This is a genomic window from Streptomyces sp. NPDC097129 (genome assembly GCF_055668065.1).
Window position 1 is genome coordinate 287,293 of record NZ_JBVOQE010000006.1, and the last position, 17,149, is coordinate 304,441.

Below are 17,149 nucleotides of genomic sequence, written 5' to 3' on the forward strand. Positions count from 1 at the left end.
GCCGCGCCGCGAACCGTCAGAGCGACCCACATGACGCGCCGGGCCCTGCGCGCGGCCCGCTCCGTCGGACGGGCCGTCGACCGTTCCCCCTTCGGCTTCCTCGTGGCGTTGCCGATGCTCCAGCGGGAAGTGATGCGCACGGCACCGGCGCAGGACGTCCTCGCCGTCCTCGACGCGCTGCACCGGGCCGGGGTGCGGGGGTGGCTGGCCGGCGGCTGGGGCGTGGACGCCCTGCTGGGCCTGCAGACCCGGCGCCACCTCGACATCGACGTCGTGCTCGACTGGGAGGACGGCGTCGAGGAGCGGGCCAAGCGTGCCATGGCCGGCCTCGGCTTCCGTCCGCTGAGCGACGAGGTCCACCCCGACGGCCGTCCCATGCCGGTGCGCTGGGTGATGGACGACGGGCTGGTCGTCGTCGACCTGCTGCCCGTCGACCTCGCCCGCTGGCCGTTCCGGGAGCTGCCCCGCGGGCGCCCGAACGGCCGGCCCGCCACCACGACGTCCGCCGCCCCGGCCGGCCCCGTGCCCGACGACCCCGTACCCGAAGACCGCGGAACGATCGCCGGACACACGGTGCCGTGTCTGCCGCTGCGCCTCCAGCTGGCGATCCACCAGGGCTACCCGGTGCGCCCGTCGGACCGGCACGACGTCGCCCTGCTCGAAGAACTGCTCGTGCGGCGAAGGAGAACACCATGAGGCGCGGTGTCCGCTCACTGACCCGGAGCCTGACGGGTGCCGCGATACGCGTCGTCCGGCCCGCCAGCATCCTGCTCGTCCCCGTCCCCGAGGCGGTGACCGCGCTGTGCACCTGGCGGGGAGAGGACGCGCTGCCCGGCGGCGTACCGGCCCACGTCACGGTGATGTACCCCTTCCTGCCCGGGCGCGCCATCGACGACCGGACGGAAGCCCAGCTGGCCCGGATCGCCGCCTGCGTCCCGCCGTTCGAGTTCCGGCTCACCGAGGTGGGCCGGTTCCCGGGCGTGCTGTACCTGCGGCCGGTGCCCGGGGAGCCGTTCGCGCACCTCGTCGACCTCGTGATGCAGCACTGGCCCGGCTACCAGCCGTACGAGGGCCGGTTCCCCGAGTTCGTCCCGCACGTGACGATGGCCGAGGACGAGAGCGTCCACGAGGACACCGAGCGGCTGCGGCCGCTCCTGCCGATCGCCTGTCAGGCCAGGGAAGTGACCCTGATGACGGAGAGCGCACGAGGATGGCACACCAGAAGCCGTTTCCCGCTGTGCGGAACGGCGTAGCGACGATGCTGCACAAGGTCCCCACCGCGCGGGCCCTGTCCGGCGGCACCACGACGGCGCACCCGTCGGGGAGGCCGACGGGCATGTTCGCCAACGTGGGGACCATGGCCACGGGCAGGATCGTGGCGTCGTCGCTCATCTGGATCGCGTCACTGATCATCGTGCGTTCCCTGTCACCCGTCGACTTCGGCAAGTTCACCTTCATCTTCAGCATCCTCGGGATGCTGAGCATCATCACGGACCTGCAGATCGGGCGGATAGCGGTGGTCCGCCTGTCCAGTGGGATGAACGACCCCGGCCGGTTCGGCGGCACCTACGTCCTGCTGCGGCTGGCCCTCGGCGTGGTCGGCTACGCGCTGGCCGTGGGCTTCGTCGCCGCCGCCGGCTACCCGTCCGACGTCGTCACCGCGACCGCCGTCGCCGGAGTCGTCGTCGTGGTGGCGACACCCGCGAACGCCTACAACGCGGTCTTCGAGGCGCGGATGCGGCTGCGCCCCATCGCCTTCGCCACCGCGTTCGGCGCGTTCGGCCAGCTCGCGCTGACCGCGGCGATCGCGGCGGCCGGCGGAACCGTCCTGCTCTTCGCCATTCCCGTGGTGCTGTGCGAACTGCTGGAGATCACCTCGAAGGCGACGGCCGCACACCGCGTCCTGCCGCTGCGGTACCGGATCGACCTGCCCGAGTGGTGGTCGCTGATCCGGGAAGCCGTGCCGCTGTCGATCGGAGCCGGCCTGATGCTGGTCTACTACCGCGTCGACGCGGTGATGCTGACCAAGCTGGACTCCTTCACGGCCGTGGGCGCCTACGGCGTCGCCTACAAGTTCGTCGACCTGGCGCACTCCGCGTCCCTGTACGTCGGCATGGCCGTCCTGCCGCTGCTGGCGCGGACCTGGCCGCACCAGCCCGCGGCGTTCCGGGCGGCCACCGGACGTGCCGCGTTCCTGCTGTCGGTGCTCGGCGGGCTGCTGGTGTGCGAGTTCACGGTGTTCGCCGAGTCGGTGATCCGCACGCTGTACGGCGCCCGGTACGCCCCGGCGGCCGACGCCGCGCGCCTCGTCGTGGCGTCCGAGTGCGTCGCCTTCTTCACCTTCCTGGCCTTCAACTGCCTGGTGGCGGCCGGACGCAACCGCCGCTACCCCCTGGTCACCCTGCTCGGCCTGCTCGTCAACGTCGCGCTGAACCTCGTGGCCATACCCCGCTGGTCGTATCTCGGCGCGGCCGTCAGCACGCTGGTGACCGACGCCCTGGTCTGCGTCCTGATGACGCTGCTGCTGCGCCGGATCCCCGGGATGCGTCCCCTGCCGATGCCGCCGTGGCCGAGCGTGCTGTGCGCCGCCGTGTGCGGGGCGGCCGTCGGCTGGACCCTCGCCCGGTTCACGTTCTGGCCCCTGGCAGCCCTGGTCACCGCCGTCGTCTACGCGGCGGTCCTGCGGATGCTGCCGGCCGTGCGGCACCGGGACGGTGATCCCGGCGGACCCGGCGGACCCGGCGGCACACCCGCGCACGCGTCAGGAACGGAGGACGAGTGATGAGAGTGCTCTTCATCAACGAGAACCTCGGCGGACACACGACGATGCACCTGCATCTGCGGCAGGTGCTCCGCGAGGAACACCCGGAGATCGAGGCGCAGTTCCTCGATGTGCCGCCGCCCTCACTGCTCCGCCTGGCGGTCGGCTCCGGACTGCCCCTCCTGGGCCGCTGGGACCTGGATCTGCAGCCGCTGCGGCTGCAACTCGCGACGAGCGCCTGGGTCCGCAGCCGGCTGCGGGGGATTTTGTCACGGTTCGACGTGATCCACGCCTACACGCAGAACACCATGCTGCTCAGCACCGGGACACTGCGCCGCATGCCGTCGGTGGTCGGGCTGGACACGACCAACGCCCGCAACGCGTACATGCTGCCCTATCGGGAGCCCACCCGGTGGACCGCGCCCATGCTGCGCCCCACCCTGCGCCTGGAGACGGCGGTCTTCCGGTCGGCGGGCGCGATCGTCGCCAAGACCGACGCGGCGGCGGCGTCGGTCCGCGACCAGTACGGCGTCAGGGACAGCCGGCTGCGGGTCGTCAGGCCCGGCATCATCCCGCACCCGGCCGACCCGCCCGCAGCTCCCGGGACACTGCGCGAAGACCTCCCGCGGATCGTCTTCGTCGGGGCGCAGATGGAACGCAAGGGGGGCAGCCGGCTCGTCGCACTGCACCAGCGTCATCTCGCCGACCGCTGCGAACTGGTCGTGATCACCAGGGAACGCGTTCCGCGAGGCCGCAACCTCACGGTCGTCAACGACATCCGTCCCGGCGACCCCCGGCTCTGGCGGATCCTGCGCTCGTCCGCCGTCTTCGCCTTCCCCAGCCGCATCGACGCGTTCTCGATCGCCGTCCTCGAAGCCATGGAAGCCGGACTGCCCGTCGTCGCCTGCAAGGTGAACGGGGTCCCGGAACTGGTGGCGGACGGGCAGACCGGCCTGCTGGTCGAACCCGGTGACGACAATGGCCTGCTCGCGGCCCTCGGCGCACTGCTCGACGCCCCGGCCCGGCGGGCGGCCATGGGAGCAGCCGGCCGGGCCCGTCTCCTGCGGGAGTTCGACGCCCGCCGCGAGGCGGCCGAGGAAGTGGCCGTTCTGCACGAGGTGGTGGCCCGCCACCGCGCCGAGAGGGCGGCGGCCGGCCCCGCACACCGCTTCGCGGGCGGAGCGCTGCGGCCGCCACCCCCTCGCCGGGTGAGGACCTGACGAGACGCCCGGCCCGGAAGGAACACCGGCATGATCCGCATCCCCATCCTCAACTACCACTGCGTCGCGGACTACCCGGCGCCGTGGATCGCCGAGTACACGGTCACTCCCGCCGACTTCGAGAGGCATCTCGACGTGATCGCCGACGGCGGCCGGACCGTGGTGCCCGTCTCCCGCCTCGCCGACGCCTGCCGCGGTCGCCGTGCCCTGCCGCGCAACCCCGTCGTCCTCACGTTCGACGACGGCTTCGCCGACTTCGCGGACGTCGCCGTCCCCGCCCTCGCCGCGCGCGGCCTGCCGTGCACGTTCTTCGCGGCCACCGGCTCCCTGGAGGGCGGACGCCGCCGCGAGACCGTGTTCCCGCCGCACCCGATGGTCAGCTGGAGCAGACTGCCCGAGCTGGAGGAACAAGGGGTGGAGATCGGATCGCACTCCCACACCCACCGGGACCTCGACCTGGCCGACCCCCGGGTCGCGGCGCAGGAGGTGGTCCGCAGCAAGGAACTCCTCGAGGACGCCCTCGGACACGAGATCCGCTCCTTCGCCTACCCCTACGGCCACTTCACCCCACGTCTTCGCCGGGAGGTCGCCGCCTGCGGATACGACTCGGCGTGCGCGGTCCGCGGCAGGCTGAGCCGGACCGGGGACGACGTCTACGCCCTCGCCCGGCTGCCGCTGCTCGCTGCGACCACCGTCGAGGAGGTGAGCGCCTGGGTATCCGGTCGCGGTGCACGGGTCGCCTCGGCACGGCCGGACACCCTCGGCATCCGCACCGACCGGCTCTACCGGCGCGTGCTGCGGATGCCGGTACTGCCGGAGGACGCCCTCGCCGACCTGCCGGAGGACGCCCTCGCCGGCCTGCCGGACGGCGCCCTCGCCGGCCTGCCCGGGGACGCCCTCGCCCACCCGCACCAGCGCCGTCCCGGCGTTCGCCCGCCCGAGCGCGGGCCGGCCCCGCCGGGGACAGCACCGAGAAGGACGTGAATCATGGACGTCAGCGTGTACCGCCCCGACGAACTGACCGTCGCGGACCGCAGGGCCTGGACGGCGCTGCAGTCGGCGGCGCAGCCCGGTGGCAGGCCCCAGATGGCGAACCCCTTCCTCTCACCCGAGTTCACCCTGGCGGTCGGCCGCTGCAAGCGCGGGGTGCGCGTCGCCGTGATCCGGGAGAACGGGCCGTCCAGTGAACCGGTGGCGTTCTTCCCCTACCAGCGCTATCCCGCCGGGGTGGGCCGCGCGGTCGCCCTCGGCATGTCCGACTGCCAAGGGCTCGTCCACCGGCCCGGCTTCCAGTGGGACGCGGACGAACTGCTGGGCGCCTGCGGCCTCACCCTGTGGGAATTCGACCATCTCACCGGCGGGCAGCATCCGTTCGAGCGGTCGGCCACGGGCCGCTTCGCCTCGCCCGTGATCGACGTGGCGCAGGGCTGGGACGCCTACCTGGCCCAGTTGCGCGCGAAGTCACCGAGCTTCACCGGGACCACTCTCGCCAAGGAGCGCAGGCTCGGGCGGCACTGCGCCGACGTGCGCTACGTCCACGACGAGCGCGACCCGGCCGTCCTGCGTACGCTGATGGAGTGGAAGTCGGCGCAGTACCACCGCACCGGTCTCGCCGACCGCTTCGCGCGGCCCTGGATCACCCAGCTCGTGCAGCAGTTGTTCCACACCCGCTCCGAGCCGTTCGCGGGCATCCTGTCGGTGCTCTACGCGGACGGCAGGCCGGTCTCCGCGCACTTCGGGATGCGCACCGACCGGGTACTGGTCCTGTGGTTCCCGGCGTACGACACGGCGTTCGCGAAGTTCTCCCCGGGCCTGATCCTCATGATGCACATGGCGCGGGCCGCGGCGCGCGACGGCATCGCGTACGTGGATCTGGGACGGGGCGACAGCCGGTACAAGGACTCCTTCAAGACGGGTGAACTCAGTGTCTCGGAAGGACTGGTGAGCCGCCGGAACCCGGTCGCCCTCGCCCTCGGCAAGAGCCACGCCCCGGTGCGGGCGCTGGCGGACGCCGTCCTGTCGCACGCGGAGCTGCTCGGGCGGGCCGACCGGCTGCTGAAGAGCGTGGGCACGTCCCGCGGGCGGGGAAAAGCACCGTAATGCCGACGGCCCGGGCGTACCGGCACGGCCTCGCGGCCCTCGTGATGGCGCTCATCACCTGCGCGGTCACGGCGCTGCTGCCCACGGCCTGCACGAGAGACGACCCGCGGCCCCTGCGGCTCGGCATCGCGTACGGGCACCGCCTCATCGGGCTGTCCGGCAAAGACCTCGGCGCCGCCCTCGACGAGGCCGTCGACGTGGGGGCCCGGTGGGTCCGGGCCGACCTGCCGTGGGGGGACGTACAGCCCAGCTCACCCGATGACTACCGATGGAGCCGGTTCGACCGGGTCGTCGCCGCGGCGCACCAGCGCGGCCTCACCCTGCTGCCGATCCTCGCCTACACGCCGCCCTGGGCGCGGCAGCCGGGGTGCACCAGCGACAAGTGCCGGCCCGCCGACCCCGCCGCCTTCGCCGCCTTCGCCGCGGCCGCTGCGGCACGCTACGCGCCCTCCGGCGTCCACACGTGGGAGATCTGGAACGAGCCGAACACCCGCGATTTCTGGAAGCCCCAGCCCGCCCCGGCCGCCTACACGGAGCTGCTGGGGGCGACGAGCCGCGCGCTGCGGCACGAGGACCCCTCGGCGCAGGTGATCCTCGGCGGCCTCGCCGCGGCGCACACGCAGGACGGGAACCTCTCACCGGTCGACTTCCTCACGGCCGTGTCGGCACGCGGCGGCAACCGGCTCGTCGACGCCGTCGGCTACCACCCGTACACCTACCCCTACCTGGCGAGTGACAGGACGCCGTGGCGAACGCCGTGGCAGCGCATCGGCGACCTGGAGAGCGTGCTGTCCGCGCACGGCACGCCCGGCATGCCCGTCTGGATCACCGAGTACGGGGCGCCCACCGGCGGTCCCGGCCCCGCGGCGGACGGGCGGCCCGTGCGGACCGACGCGACGACGACACATGTGACCGAGGAGCGGCAGGCCGCGATCGCGGCGGACGCGGTGCGCACCGCGGCGATCACCCCCCAGGTGAAGGCACTGTTCTGGTACTCCGATCGCGACCTCGGCGCCGACCCCTCCACGAGGGAGGACTTCTTCGGACTGCGCCGCGCCGACGGCAGCGCCAAGCCCGCCCTCGCCGCCCTGCGCCACGCCATCACCACCCTCGACGCCCACTGACCGCCGTCCCCGCGCGGTCGGGTCGCGGGGTCGCCGCCCCCACGCCGCTTCCGCGCGGTCGGGTCGCGGGGTCGCCGCCCCCCACGCCGCTTCCGCGCGGTCGGGTCGCGGGGTCGCCGCCCCCCACGCCGCTTCCGCGCGTCGGGTCGCGGGGTCGCCGCCGCCGGGTCGCCGGGTCGTCGCTTCCGCGCGGTCGGGTCGCCGGGTCGCCGCTTCCGCGCCGCCGCTTCCGCGCGGCCGGCTTGCCGCCCCGCGCCGCCGACTCGCCGTCCCCCCGCCGCTTCCGCGCGGTCGGATCGCAGCCCCCCGCGCCGCCGGCTTGCCGCTCCCGCGCCGCCGGGTCGCCGCCGCCGGGTCGCCGGGTCGTCGCTTTCGCGCGGTCGGGTCGCCGCATCCGCGGCCGGGTCACCGGGTCGCAGCCTCCGGCTTGCCGCCCCGCGCCGCCGACTCGCCGCCTCCATGTCGCTTCCGCGCGGTCGGGTCGCCGGTCCCGCGCGGTCGGGTCGCCGGTCCCGCGCGGTCGCGTCGCCGGACCCGCGCCGCCGACTTGCCGCCCCGCGCGGCCAGGGGCAGCCCCCGCGCGGTTGCGTCGGCCTCGCGCGGCCAGGGGCAGCCCCCCGCGCGGTCGCGTCGCCGCCCCCGCGCCCCCGGCTCGCCGCCCCGCGCCGCCGCGGGCAGACCCTGCGTCGTCAGGGCCCTGACCTGCGGCGCTCCGGTGAGCGACCGGTGCGCATTACGCTGGGAGACTGATCGATCCCCCGGGCAGGAGTGAGATGGCCGTCAACCTGGTCAATGTCGAGAACGTGAGCAAGGTGTACGGGACCCGTGCCCTGCTGGACGGTGTGTCGCTCGGCGTGTCCGAAGGGGACCGGATCGGGGTCGTGGGCCGCAACGGCGACGGCAAGACCACCCTGATCCGGATGCTCGCCAAACTGGAGGAGGCCGACACCGGCCGCGTCACCCACTCCGGCGGGCTGCGCATCGGCGTCCTCACCCAGCACGACTCCCTCGACCCGGAGGCGACCGTCCGGCACGAGGTCATCGGCGACATGGCCGACCACGAATGGGCGGGCAACGCCAAGGTCAGGGACGTCCTGTCCGGGCTGTTCGGCGGGCTGGACCTGCCGGGCTTCCCCAAGGGGCTGGACACCGTCATCGGGCCGCTCTCCGGCGGCGAGCGGCGCCGTATCGCGCTGGCCAAGCTGCTCATCGAGGAGCAGGACCTGCTCGTCCTGGACGAGCCCACCAACCACCTCGACGTCGAGGGCATCGCCTGGCTCGCCAGGCACCTGAGCGCCCGGCGCTCGGCGCTGGTGTGCGTCACCCACGACCGCTGGTTCCTCGACCAGGTCTGCACCCGCATGTGGGACGTGCAGCGCGGCGCCGTCTACGAGTACGAGGGCGGTTACTCCGACTACGTCTTCGCGCGCGCCGAGCGTGAGCGCATCGCCGCGACCGAGGAGGTCAAGCGGCAGAACCTGGTCCGCAAGGAGCTGGCGTGGCTGCGGCGCGGCGCACCCGCCCGCACGTCCAAGCCGCGCTTCCGCGTCGAGGCCGCCAACGAACTGATCAAGGACGTGCCGCCGCCCCGGGACCGCAGCGAGCTGATGAAGTTCGCCTCCTCCCGGCTCGGCAAGACCGTCTTCGAACTGGAGGACGTGACCGTCCAGGCCGGGCCGAAGGTGCTGCTCAAGCACATCACCTGGCAGCTCGGCCCCGGCGACCGCATCGGTCTCGTCGGCGTCAACGGCGCCGGGAAGACCTCCCTGCTGCGTGCCATGGAGGCGGCGGCCCGCACCGGGGGCGAGGAGCAGCCGGCCGGTGGCCGCGTCGCCGTCGGCAGGACCGTCAAGCTCGCCTACCTCTCCCAGGAGGTCGCCGAGCTGAACCCGGCCACACGGGTCCTGGAAGCGGTCCAGCAGGTCCGCGAGCGCGTCGACCTCGGCAAGGGCCGCGAGATGACCGCCGGTCAGCTGTGCGAGACGTTCGGCTTCAGCAAGGAGAAGCAGTGGACGCCCGTCGGCGACCTCTCCGGCGGTGAGCGCCGCCGCCTGCAGCTCCTGCGGCTCCTCATGGACGAGCCCAACGTCCTCTTCCTCGACGAGCCCACCAACGACCTCGACATCGAGACCCTCACCCAGCTGGAGGACCTCCTCGACGGCTGGCCCGGCTCGATGATCGTCATCTCCCACGACCGGTTCTTCGTCGAGCGCACCACCGACCGCGTCTTCGCCCTGCTCGGCGACGGCGCCCTGCGGATGCTGCCGCGCGGCATCGACGAGTACCTGGAGCGGCGGCAGCGGATGGAGGAGGCGGTCGCCGCGCAGAGCGCCGCCGCCGCGCCGAGGCCTGCGGCCGGGACGGACAGGAGCGCCGCCGACCAGCGCGCCGCGAAGAAGGAGCTGCAGAAGATCGAGCGGCAGCTGGACAAGGTCTCCGAGCGGGAGACCAAGCTGCACGCGCAGATCGCCGAGAACGCCACGGACTTCGCGAAGGTGGCCGAACTCGACGCCGAACTGCGGGAGCTGGCCGGCCAGCGCGACGAGCTGGAGCTGCGCTGGCTGGAACTGGCCGAGGACGCCTGACCGTTCGGGCGCGCACGCGCCCCGCGCGCCCGTCACGTGAAGGGGGCGTGAAGGCGCGTAACAAGGGCATCACGGGCCGGTCCTCCGTTGGGTACAGGCCCGGTCGCACGTCGGTGGACTGTCGGCGGCGGGTGATAGAAAGGGCCGTCTGAGAACTGTCTGTCGAACGACTCTGGGTCCATCGCGTACCTCAGGGCGTGGGTGAAAATCAGTGAGGTAGGGGGAGACGCTGATGACTCAGCCGCCCAATCAGCCGCCGCCGGGCGGGTTCGGACCGCCGCAGGACCAGCCGCCGCAGCCCGGTGGCGGGTTCGGCGCTCCGCACGACCCGCCGCCACCGCAGGGGCCACCGCCCGCGCCGCCCGGCGCACCGCAGACGCCGCCGCCTCCGCAGACCCCGCCCGCCGGCGCCCCGCAGCCGGGGTACGGCTACCCGCAGCAGCCCGGGCCCTACGGCCGGCCGAGCGGCCCCTACGCGGCCCCCAGCACGCCGCCCGCGCCCGGCCCCTACGGCCAGCAGCCGGGACCGTACGGCCAGCCGCAGCAGCCGGGCCCGTACGGCCAGCCGCAGCCCGGTTACGGCTACCCGCAGCAGCCGCAGTACCCCGGCGCGCCCGGCACCCCGCCGCCCGGCGGCTCCGGCGGCCGGGGGCCCTTCAAGGGCAGGCCGCTCGCCGTCATCGGCGCCGCGGTCGCCGCGCTGCTCGTCATCGGCGTCACGGTGTGGGCGGTCAGCGGCGGCGACGACGACCCGGCGAAGAAGCCGGTCGCCCAGCAGAGCGACGACCCCAAGCCGTCCGGTTCGCAGAGCAGCGGCACCCCCGGTGGCCGCGGCGGCGACGACCCCGAGGACCTCAACGCCGGCCGCCAGCCCGGCGAGGCGCAGGTGCTGTGGTACCAGTCGGCGCCCGACGCGCCCAAGGGCGGCGCGGACGCCCCCGGCCTGTGGATCACCGACAAGGTCGCCGTCAAGGCCGCGTACAAGCAGGTCTTCGGCTACAACATCAGCGACGGCAAGCCCGCCTGGACGCCCATCACCTTCGCGTCGAAGATCTGCGCGGCCACCCGTGAGAAGACCGCCGACAACAAGATCGTCGTCGCGTACATGGACGGCGTCAGCGAGCGCGCCAAGTGCAACCAGCTCCAGGAGATCGACCTCGCCACCGGCCAGAAGGGCTGGACCGGCGCGGTCGACGACGGCGCCCTGTTCGACAGCGCCCTCAACGTCGAGCTGACGCTCGCCGGTGACACGCTGATGATCGGCCGCTCCCAGTCCGGCGTGGCCCTCGACGTGCACAACGGCCACAAGCTGTACGACAAGAAGCGCTACGGCTCCGCCTGCTTCCCCTCCGCCTTCGCCGGCAGCGCGACCAAGCTGATCCAGGTCGCCAGCTGCGGCGCCATGACCTCCAACGAGCACGAGGAGCTCCAGGGCCTCAACCCCAAGACGGGGGCGGTGCTGTGGACCCAGCCGCTGGAGAAGGGCTGGGAGGCCAAGAAGGTCTTCTCGATGGACCCGCTGGTCGTGTACCTCACCAACGAGGACAAGAAGGTCTGGGACATGGTCGTCCTGCAGGCCGACGGCAAGCTGCGCACCCACGTCAACGTGGACGAGAAGTTCGACTTCCAGTGCGGCTGGAGCATCTTCCAGCGCGATCTGCAGGGCTGCCTCGGCACCGCCGCCGGCGGCGACACGCTGTACCTGCCCACCGACGCCACCACCGGGGCCAACGAGGTCGTCGCCGTCAACCTCGCCGACGGCAAGGAGAAGTGGCGCGTGAAGTCCCCGGCCGACGAGTCGATGCTGCCGATGCGTGTCGACGGCAACCAGCTCGTCGCCTACGTCCAGCCGTCCTACGACGCGGGCGGCCAGGTGGTGTCCGTGCCGACGGCGGGCACCGCGCACCAGCCGGCCAAGCTGCTGCAGTTGCCCGCGGCCACCGCGGAGATCGAGAACGGCTTCTTCTCCAAGACCTACGACTGGGTCGACGGACGCTTCTACATCGCGACCACCCGGCTGGACGGCGGCGATGAGGCGAAGGAGAAGCTGATGCTCGCCTTCGGCAAGTGAGAGCGCAGCGGGGCCCGTCGCCGGGCCCCGCTCCCGCGTGCGCCTCTCCTCAAACCCGCCCCGCCGACGACACGGTCGTCCGACCCGAGGTACCCACGTCATGACCCAGCCGCCCCCGCCCCCGAACCAGCCCCCGCAGCAGGGGGGTGGCTTCGGCCCGCCGCAGGACCAGCAGCCCGCGCAGCCCCCGCAGCCCCCGCAGCAGGGCGGCTACGGCACGCCGCAGCCCGCCCAGCCGCCCGCCGCCCCGCCTGCCGCCCCGCAGACTCCGCCGGGTCCGGCGGCGCCGAGCCTCAACAAGCCCCCGCAGCCGGCGCCCGGTTACGGCTACCCGCAGCAGCCGCAGGGCGCCCCGCAGACGCCCCCGGCTCCGCAGACGCCCCCGCCGCCGATGCCGGGGCAGCAGCCGCAGCCCGGTTACGGCTACCCGCAGGCCCCGCAGACTCCTCCGGCGCCGCCCCAGCCGCAGCCCGGTTACGGCTACCCGGGCCAGCCGCAGGCGCCGTACGGGCAGCAGCCCGGGTACGGCTTCCCGCAGCAGACGGCGCCGCAGCCGCAGGCCGCCCCGCCGGCCGGCGGCGGGCGCAAGGTCAACCCGCAGGTGGCGATCATCGTCGCCGCCGCCGTCGCCTGCGCGCTGATCATCGGCAGCGGTGTCTGGTACTCCCACTCCAAGGGCGGCAAGGACGAGACCGCCAGCTCCGCCGGACCCACTGGCGGCGGCAAGGGCGGCGACTCGCCCGCCGGCGGTGGCGGCAGCGAGAAGGTGCCGGACAACACCGCCTCGAAGGTGCTGTTCCAGGTGCCCATGCCGCCGGTCACCGACGACAGCAGCGTCAGCGTCAACGGTTCGTGGCTCACCGACAAGGTGTACGCCAAGACCGGCGTCGCCGAGATCGTCGGCTACGACCCGGCCGGGGGCAGCAAGCAGTGGTCGATCCCGCTGCCCGGCCCGGTGTGCACGGCCAGCAAGTACGCCTCCGCCGACGGCAAGGCGGCCGTCGTGTTCGAGCCCGCGATGCCGACCAAGGACAAGCCGTCCCACGGCTGCAGCCAGGTCGCCGCGATCGACCTGAACAGCGGCAAGAAGCTGTGGACGAAGACCGCCAAGAACAGCGACGAACTGGCCACGTTCGACAACGTCACCCTCAGCGGCGGCACCGTCGCCGCGGGCGGCCTGGACGGCGGCGCCGCCTGGGACGCCGTCTCCGGCACGTCCCTGTGGGCTCCGAAGGCGGCCGACACCTGCGAGGACGCCGGGTACGGCGGCGGGGAGAAGCTCGTCGCGGTGCGCAAGTGCGGGTCGTACGACAACCCGGTGGTGCACATCCAGACCATCGACCCGAAGTCCGGGAAGGTGTTCTCCGACTACAAGATGTCCGCGGGCATCGACGACGCGGCCATCGTCTCCACCAACCCGCTCGTCGTCGGCGCCGACGTCGGTGACACCGGCAACGGCAGCGGGGTGTCCGACATCTTCGCCATCGACAACGCCAACGGGCAGCTGAAGTCTCACATCTCCCTGTCCGGCGACGGATACACGGAGACCTGCGACACCCTCGACGAGGTCGAGAACTGCCACGGCCTGGTGGTCGGCAACGGCAAGCTGTACGTCTCCACCGCGGAGCACGACAGCACCGGCGACCACGGCCGGACCAACGAGATCGTCGCCTTCGACCTGGCCACCGGCAAGCAGACCGGCCAGCGCGCCGACGCCGGCGACGGCTACACCTACACCCCGCTGCGCATGGACGGCTCCAACGTCATCGCGTACAAGCGGCCGCCGTACGACAAGGGCGGGCAGATCGTCAGCATCGACGGCGGCAGCTTCAAGGCGACGACGCTGCTGGAGAACCCGGCGACGCGGTCGGTGCGGGACGTGGAGACCAGCATGCTCCCGGACCACGCGGAGATCATCTTCTCCGGCGGTCGGCTGTACATGGCGGACACCTTCGCCCGTAAGCCGATGGCGGGCGAGAGGAACTACCTGGCGATCGCGTTCGGCACGCGATGACGCCCGGCTGATCCCGCGCTGCGGCCCCGTCCCCGTTCGGGGGGCGGGGCCGCTTTCTTCGCATAGGGGGCGCGCGACGTCGTACAAGCGTGTAGCTTCCGGGGGCAATGGATCCGGGGGACTGGGGGGTTCTCTTGGGAGTGCGGCTGATGGTGGTCGACGACCACCGACTGCACGCCGAGGCGCTGGCCTCGGCGTTGAAGCTGCGCGGGCACCGGGTGCTCGCCGCGACCGCGCCCGTCGCGGGGGCGGCGGAACTGGTGATCTCGCGGGCGCCGGAGGTGTGCCTGCTGGGGACGGCGGCCCCGGCGCAGCCCGGGGTGTTCGACCCGGTGGCGCGCATCCGGCGGGAGCGGCCGCAGGTTGCGGTGGTGGTGCTGGGCCCGGTGCCGAGCCCGCGCGGCATCGCGGCCGCGTTCGCGGCGGGGGCGTGCGGCTATGTACGGCACGACGAGCGGATCGAGGGCGTCGAGCGGGCGATCGCGAAGGCGCGGGCGGGGGAGGCGGCGGTGGCGCCGGCCCTGCTCCAGCAGGCGTTCGGGGAACTGCTCAACCCCGCGGCCCAGCCGGACGACGAGGGCCGGCGCCTGCTGTCGATCCTCACGCCGCGGGAGGTGGAGGTCTTGATGAGGGTGGCGGACGGCGAGGACACGAGGCGGATCGCGGCAGGCATGGGCATCGCACCGTCGACAGCCCGGACGCATGTCCAACGAGTACTGATGAAGCTGGGCGTGGGCTCCCGCCTGGAGGCGGCCGCGCTGGCCGCGCGGACGGGCCTGCTGGACGGGGCGGAGCACCCCGACACCGCCGACTGACCGCCGCGGCGGAGGGGTTGCGCGCCCGGCGTTTCATGGTGCCCTGTGCTGGGGCTGACCAGGGGTCGGGAGGCTCGCCGGCGCCGGCCGGGCGCCGCCCGCGCCCACCCGTGCCGCCCCAGGCGGCACGCATGCCCGCGGCTTGAGCGGACGAACTGACGGCGCTGCAGCCAACCAAGGGGCGCGGGGAACTGCGCGACCGGCCACGACGAACCCGCACCCGGCAGCCGGCCGCAGGCCCCCGCCCCCGCGCCCCCATCGAGCTACTCCGCAGACTCGCCCGGCGTTGGAGGCGCCGCAGGCCTGAGCTTCAGCCAGACCAGGAAGAACACCCCCAGCACCAGCATCCCCAGCCCGGTCCAGAGGTTGATGTTCACGCCCTGCGCCTTGTCGATCGTCGCGTCGGAGTCCGTCAGCCCCGTGATCGTGACGATGACGCCGTACAGCACGAACAGCCCGCCGATGATCCGCCGGATGTCGAACAGCCGCGCCGCGGTCGCCGACTTCCCTTCCAGCTCGGTGACTTCACGCTGCACGTCCCGCTCGGAGTACTCGCGGTGCTCGCGGTGCCCGGAATTGTCGGTCATGGTCCTTCACACTCCTCTCGAACAGGCCCTCAGAACGAGAACGGGATGTAGCAGACGGCGGCCAGCACGACGGCCCCCCAGCCCAGCAGCGCCGGCCGGCGGTACCACGCGTCGTCCCCGGCGGCGGGCGGTTCGGACATCCCGGGGGAGCGGGTGCCGTACACCAGCCCCTGGAGTTCCTCGGCCGGCTTGGGCCGGGTGAACAGGGACACCGCCACCATCACCACCGCCCCCGCCAGGAAGCCCGCGATCGCGGAGACGAAGTTGGCGCCCTGGTCGGAGGGGATGTCGATGACGCCCTGCTTGTAGATCCAGAAGTAGTTCAGCATCGCGACGGTCGTGCCCGCGATCAGGCCCCAGAAGCCGGACTTGACCGACGCCCGCTTCCAGAACATGCCGATGACGAAGACGACGAACATGGGCACGTTGAAGAAGGAGAACAGCGTCTGCAGGTACGCCATGATGTTCGAGAACGACGAGGCCAGGAACGCCGTGCCGACCGAGGCGAGCACGCCGATCGCGGTGATGAGCCGGCCGAAGCGCACGTAGTAGGAGTCCTCGCGGTCCGTCACCACGTACTTGGCCCAGATGTCGGTCGTGAACACGGTGTTGAAGGACGACACGTTGGCCGCCATGCCGGCCATGAACGCGGCCAGCAGACCGGTCACGGCGATGCCGAGGACGCCGTTGGGCAGCAGCTGCTCCATCAGGTACGGGATGGCGTCGTTGTACTGCAGGTCCGAGCCGGACGTGCCGATCTTCGGCACGAGGACGGCGGCGACCAGGCCCGGGATCATCACCAGGAAGACGATGAAGATCTTCGGGAACGCGGCGATCAGCGGCGTGCGCTGGGCCGCCGAGAGGTTCTTCGCGGACAGGGCGCGCTGCACCTCGGCGAAGTTCGTCGTCCAGTAGCCGAAGGAGAGCACGAAGCCGAGGCCGAGCACGATCGTCAGCCAGTTCGCGCCGAGCGGGTTGGCGTGGCCGATGCCGGTGCCGCCCCAGGAGGTGAGGAAGTCGGCGCCGTGGCTCTTGGTCAGGGAGTCGGACAGGCCGTCCCAGCCGCCGACCTTCCTCAGGCCGAGCACGGTGAGCGGGATGAGGGCCGCGAGGATCACGAAGAACTGCAGCACCTCGTTGTAGATCGCCGAGGACAGGCCGCCGAGGGTGATGTAGGCGAGCACGAAGAAGCCGGCGACCACGATCGCCACCCACTGCGGCCAGCCGAGCAGCGCCTCGACGACGATCGCGAGGGCGTACAGGTTGACGCCGGCGATCAGGATGGCCGCGAGGGCGAACAGGACCGAACTGAGCAGATGCGCCCACTTGTCGAACCGCAGCAGCAGGAACTCGGGGACCGAGCGGACCTTGCTGCCGTAGTAGAACGGCATCATCACCAGGCCGAGGAAGACCATGGCCGGGATGGCGCCGATCCAGTACCAGTGGGTGGTGTAGACGCCGTACTGCGCGCTGTTGGCGGCCATGCCGAGGATCTCGGTGGCGCCGAGGTTGGCCGCGATGAACGCCAGTCCCGTCACCCACGCGGGCAGGGAGCGCCCGGACAGGAAGAAGTCGAGGCTCGTCTTCACCGACCGGCGGGCGGCGAAGCCGATGCCCAGCACGACCACGAAGTAGATCGCGAGGATCGTGTAGTCGAGCCAGTTCGTGGGGAGCCGTAGTCCGGCGGCCAGATAGGTGGCGGTTGTGGGGGTCTGCATAAGCACTCGCTTCGTACTCGCTTCGTTGCGCGAACTGATCCTCAGCGGAACCTACGCGTCCGCGTTTAGAAAATGAACACTTCTGGTGATGGTCTTTGTTGGATTGTGATGTGCAGAGGGCTGGTGAGTTGTGGCGTGTTATGTTTGATTGTGT

General features: G+C 72.4%; 13 protein-coding genes. 11 read left to right on the forward strand and 2 right to left on the reverse strand.

Annotated features, from left to right (window positions below; all coding sequences use genetic code 11):
* The first annotated feature begins 30 nt into the window (after positions 1-30).
* The 11 genes from AC0B9F_RS19775 to AC0B9F_RS19825 all read left to right on the forward strand — a co-directional run bounded on the left by AC0B9F_RS19775 (position 31) and on the right by AC0B9F_RS19825 (position 14,690).
* Positions 31-696, forward strand: coding sequence for a nucleotidyltransferase domain-containing protein (locus AC0B9F_RS19775; protein ID WP_472004288.1), 666 nt, complete (start codon positions 31-33; stop codon positions 694-696).
* On the forward strand, positions 693-1,253 hold the full coding sequence (locus AC0B9F_RS19780) for a 2'-5' RNA ligase family protein (protein WP_472004290.1): 561 nt from the start codon (positions 693-695) through the stop codon (positions 1,251-1,253). Before AC0B9F_RS19775 ends, AC0B9F_RS19780 begins: the two co-directional genes overlap by 4 nt.
* Positions 1,211-2,782, forward strand: coding sequence for an oligosaccharide flippase family protein (locus AC0B9F_RS19785; RefSeq protein WP_472004292.1), 1,572 nt, complete (start codon positions 1,211-1,213; stop codon positions 2,780-2,782). Before AC0B9F_RS19780 ends, AC0B9F_RS19785 begins: the two co-directional genes overlap by 43 nt.
* Positions 2,782-3,981, forward strand: a complete 1,200-nt coding sequence (locus AC0B9F_RS19790; protein WP_472004294.1) for a glycosyltransferase family 4 protein — start codon at positions 2,782-2,784, stop codon at positions 3,979-3,981. The genes AC0B9F_RS19785 and AC0B9F_RS19790 overlap by 1 nt, the downstream gene beginning before the upstream one ends.
* 30 nt (positions 3,982-4,011) lie before the next feature.
* The gene (locus tag AC0B9F_RS19795) at positions 4,012-4,965 is read left to right on the forward strand and encodes a polysaccharide deacetylase family protein (RefSeq protein WP_472004296.1); all 954 of its coding nucleotides are present in this window, start codon (positions 4,012-4,014) and stop codon (positions 4,963-4,965) included.
* A gap of 3 nt (positions 4,966-4,968) precedes the next feature.
* Entirely contained in the window at positions 4,969-6,081 is a 1,113-nt protein-coding gene (locus AC0B9F_RS19800; RefSeq protein ID WP_472004298.1) for a GNAT family N-acetyltransferase, read from the forward strand.
* On the forward strand, positions 6,081-7,205 hold the full coding sequence (locus tag AC0B9F_RS19805; RefSeq protein WP_472004300.1) for a cellulase family glycosylhydrolase: 1,125 nt from the start codon (positions 6,081-6,083) through the stop codon (positions 7,203-7,205). The genes AC0B9F_RS19800 and AC0B9F_RS19805 overlap by 1 nt, the downstream gene beginning before the upstream one ends.
* 773 nt (positions 7,206-7,978) lie before the next feature.
* A complete protein-coding gene (locus tag AC0B9F_RS19810) occupies positions 7,979-9,790 on the forward strand; it encodes an ABC-F family ATP-binding cassette domain-containing protein (protein WP_472004301.1) in 1,812 nt (603 codons plus the stop codon).
* Between the two features lie 232 nt (positions 9,791-10,022).
* A complete protein-coding gene (locus tag AC0B9F_RS19815) occupies positions 10,023-11,861 on the forward strand; it encodes an outer membrane protein assembly factor BamB family protein (RefSeq protein ID WP_472004302.1) in 1,839 nt (612 codons plus the stop codon).
* Between the two features lie 100 nt (positions 11,862-11,961).
* A complete protein-coding gene (locus AC0B9F_RS19820) occupies positions 11,962-13,875 on the forward strand; it encodes an outer membrane protein assembly factor BamB family protein (protein ID WP_472004304.1) in 1,914 nt (637 codons plus the stop codon).
* A 149-nt stretch (positions 13,876-14,024) separates the two neighbouring features.
* Positions 14,025-14,690: a response regulator transcription factor gene (locus AC0B9F_RS19825; protein ID WP_472004306.1), complete on the forward strand. Its 666-nt coding sequence runs from the start codon at positions 14,025-14,027 to the stop codon at positions 14,688-14,690.
* 263 nt (positions 14,691-14,953) lie between these two features.
* Here the strand turns inward: AC0B9F_RS19825 and AC0B9F_RS19830 are convergent, their stop codons facing one another.
* Complete coding sequence (locus AC0B9F_RS19830) at positions 14,954-15,277, reverse strand: hypothetical protein (RefSeq protein WP_472004307.1); 324 nt, start codon at positions 15,275-15,277, stop codon at positions 14,954-14,956.
* Positions 15,278-15,306: 29 nt separating this feature from the next.
* Complete coding sequence (locus AC0B9F_RS19835; protein WP_472004309.1) at positions 15,307-16,995, reverse strand: sodium:solute symporter family protein; 1,689 nt, start codon at positions 16,993-16,995, stop codon at positions 15,307-15,309.
* Between the last annotated feature and the right edge of the window lie 154 nt (positions 16,996-17,149).

Excerpts from the sequence above, each read along its gene's own strand:
- AC0B9F_RS19775 (WP_472004288.1), top strand. The coding sequence starts at position 31 with ATGACGCGCCGGGCCCTGCGCGCGGCCCGCTCCGTCGGACGGGCCGTC.
- AC0B9F_RS19780 (WP_472004290.1), top strand. The coding sequence starts at position 693 with ATGAGGCGCGGTGTCCGCTCACTGACCCGGAGCCTGACGGGTGCCGCG.
- AC0B9F_RS19785 (WP_472004292.1), top strand. The coding sequence starts at position 1,211 with ATGGCACACCAGAAGCCGTTTCCCGCTGTGCGGAACGGCGTAGCGACG.
- AC0B9F_RS19790 (WP_472004294.1), top strand. The coding sequence starts at position 2,782 with ATGAGAGTGCTCTTCATCAACGAGAACCTCGGCGGACACACGACGATG.
- AC0B9F_RS19795 (WP_472004296.1), top strand. The coding sequence starts at position 4,012 with ATGATCCGCATCCCCATCCTCAACTACCACTGCGTCGCGGACTACCCG.
- AC0B9F_RS19800 (WP_472004298.1), top strand. The coding sequence starts at position 4,969 with ATGGACGTCAGCGTGTACCGCCCCGACGAACTGACCGTCGCGGACCGC.
- AC0B9F_RS19805 (WP_472004300.1), top strand. The coding sequence starts at position 6,081 with ATGCCGACGGCCCGGGCGTACCGGCACGGCCTCGCGGCCCTCGTGATG.
- AC0B9F_RS19810 (WP_472004301.1), top strand. The coding sequence starts at position 7,979 with ATGGCCGTCAACCTGGTCAATGTCGAGAACGTGAGCAAGGTGTACGGG.
- AC0B9F_RS19815 (WP_472004302.1), top strand. The coding sequence starts at position 10,023 with ATGACTCAGCCGCCCAATCAGCCGCCGCCGGGCGGGTTCGGACCGCCG.
- AC0B9F_RS19820 (WP_472004304.1), top strand. The coding sequence starts at position 11,962 with ATGACCCAGCCGCCCCCGCCCCCGAACCAGCCCCCGCAGCAGGGGGGT.
- AC0B9F_RS19825 (WP_472004306.1), top strand. The coding sequence starts at position 14,025 with ATGGTGGTCGACGACCACCGACTGCACGCCGAGGCGCTGGCCTCGGCG.
- AC0B9F_RS19830 (WP_472004307.1), bottom strand. The coding sequence starts at position 15,277 with ATGACCGACAATTCCGGGCACCGCGAGCACCGCGAGTACTCCGAGCGG.
- AC0B9F_RS19835 (WP_472004309.1), bottom strand. The coding sequence starts at position 16,995 with ATGCAGACCCCCACAACCGCCACCTATCTGGCCGCCGGACTACGGCTC.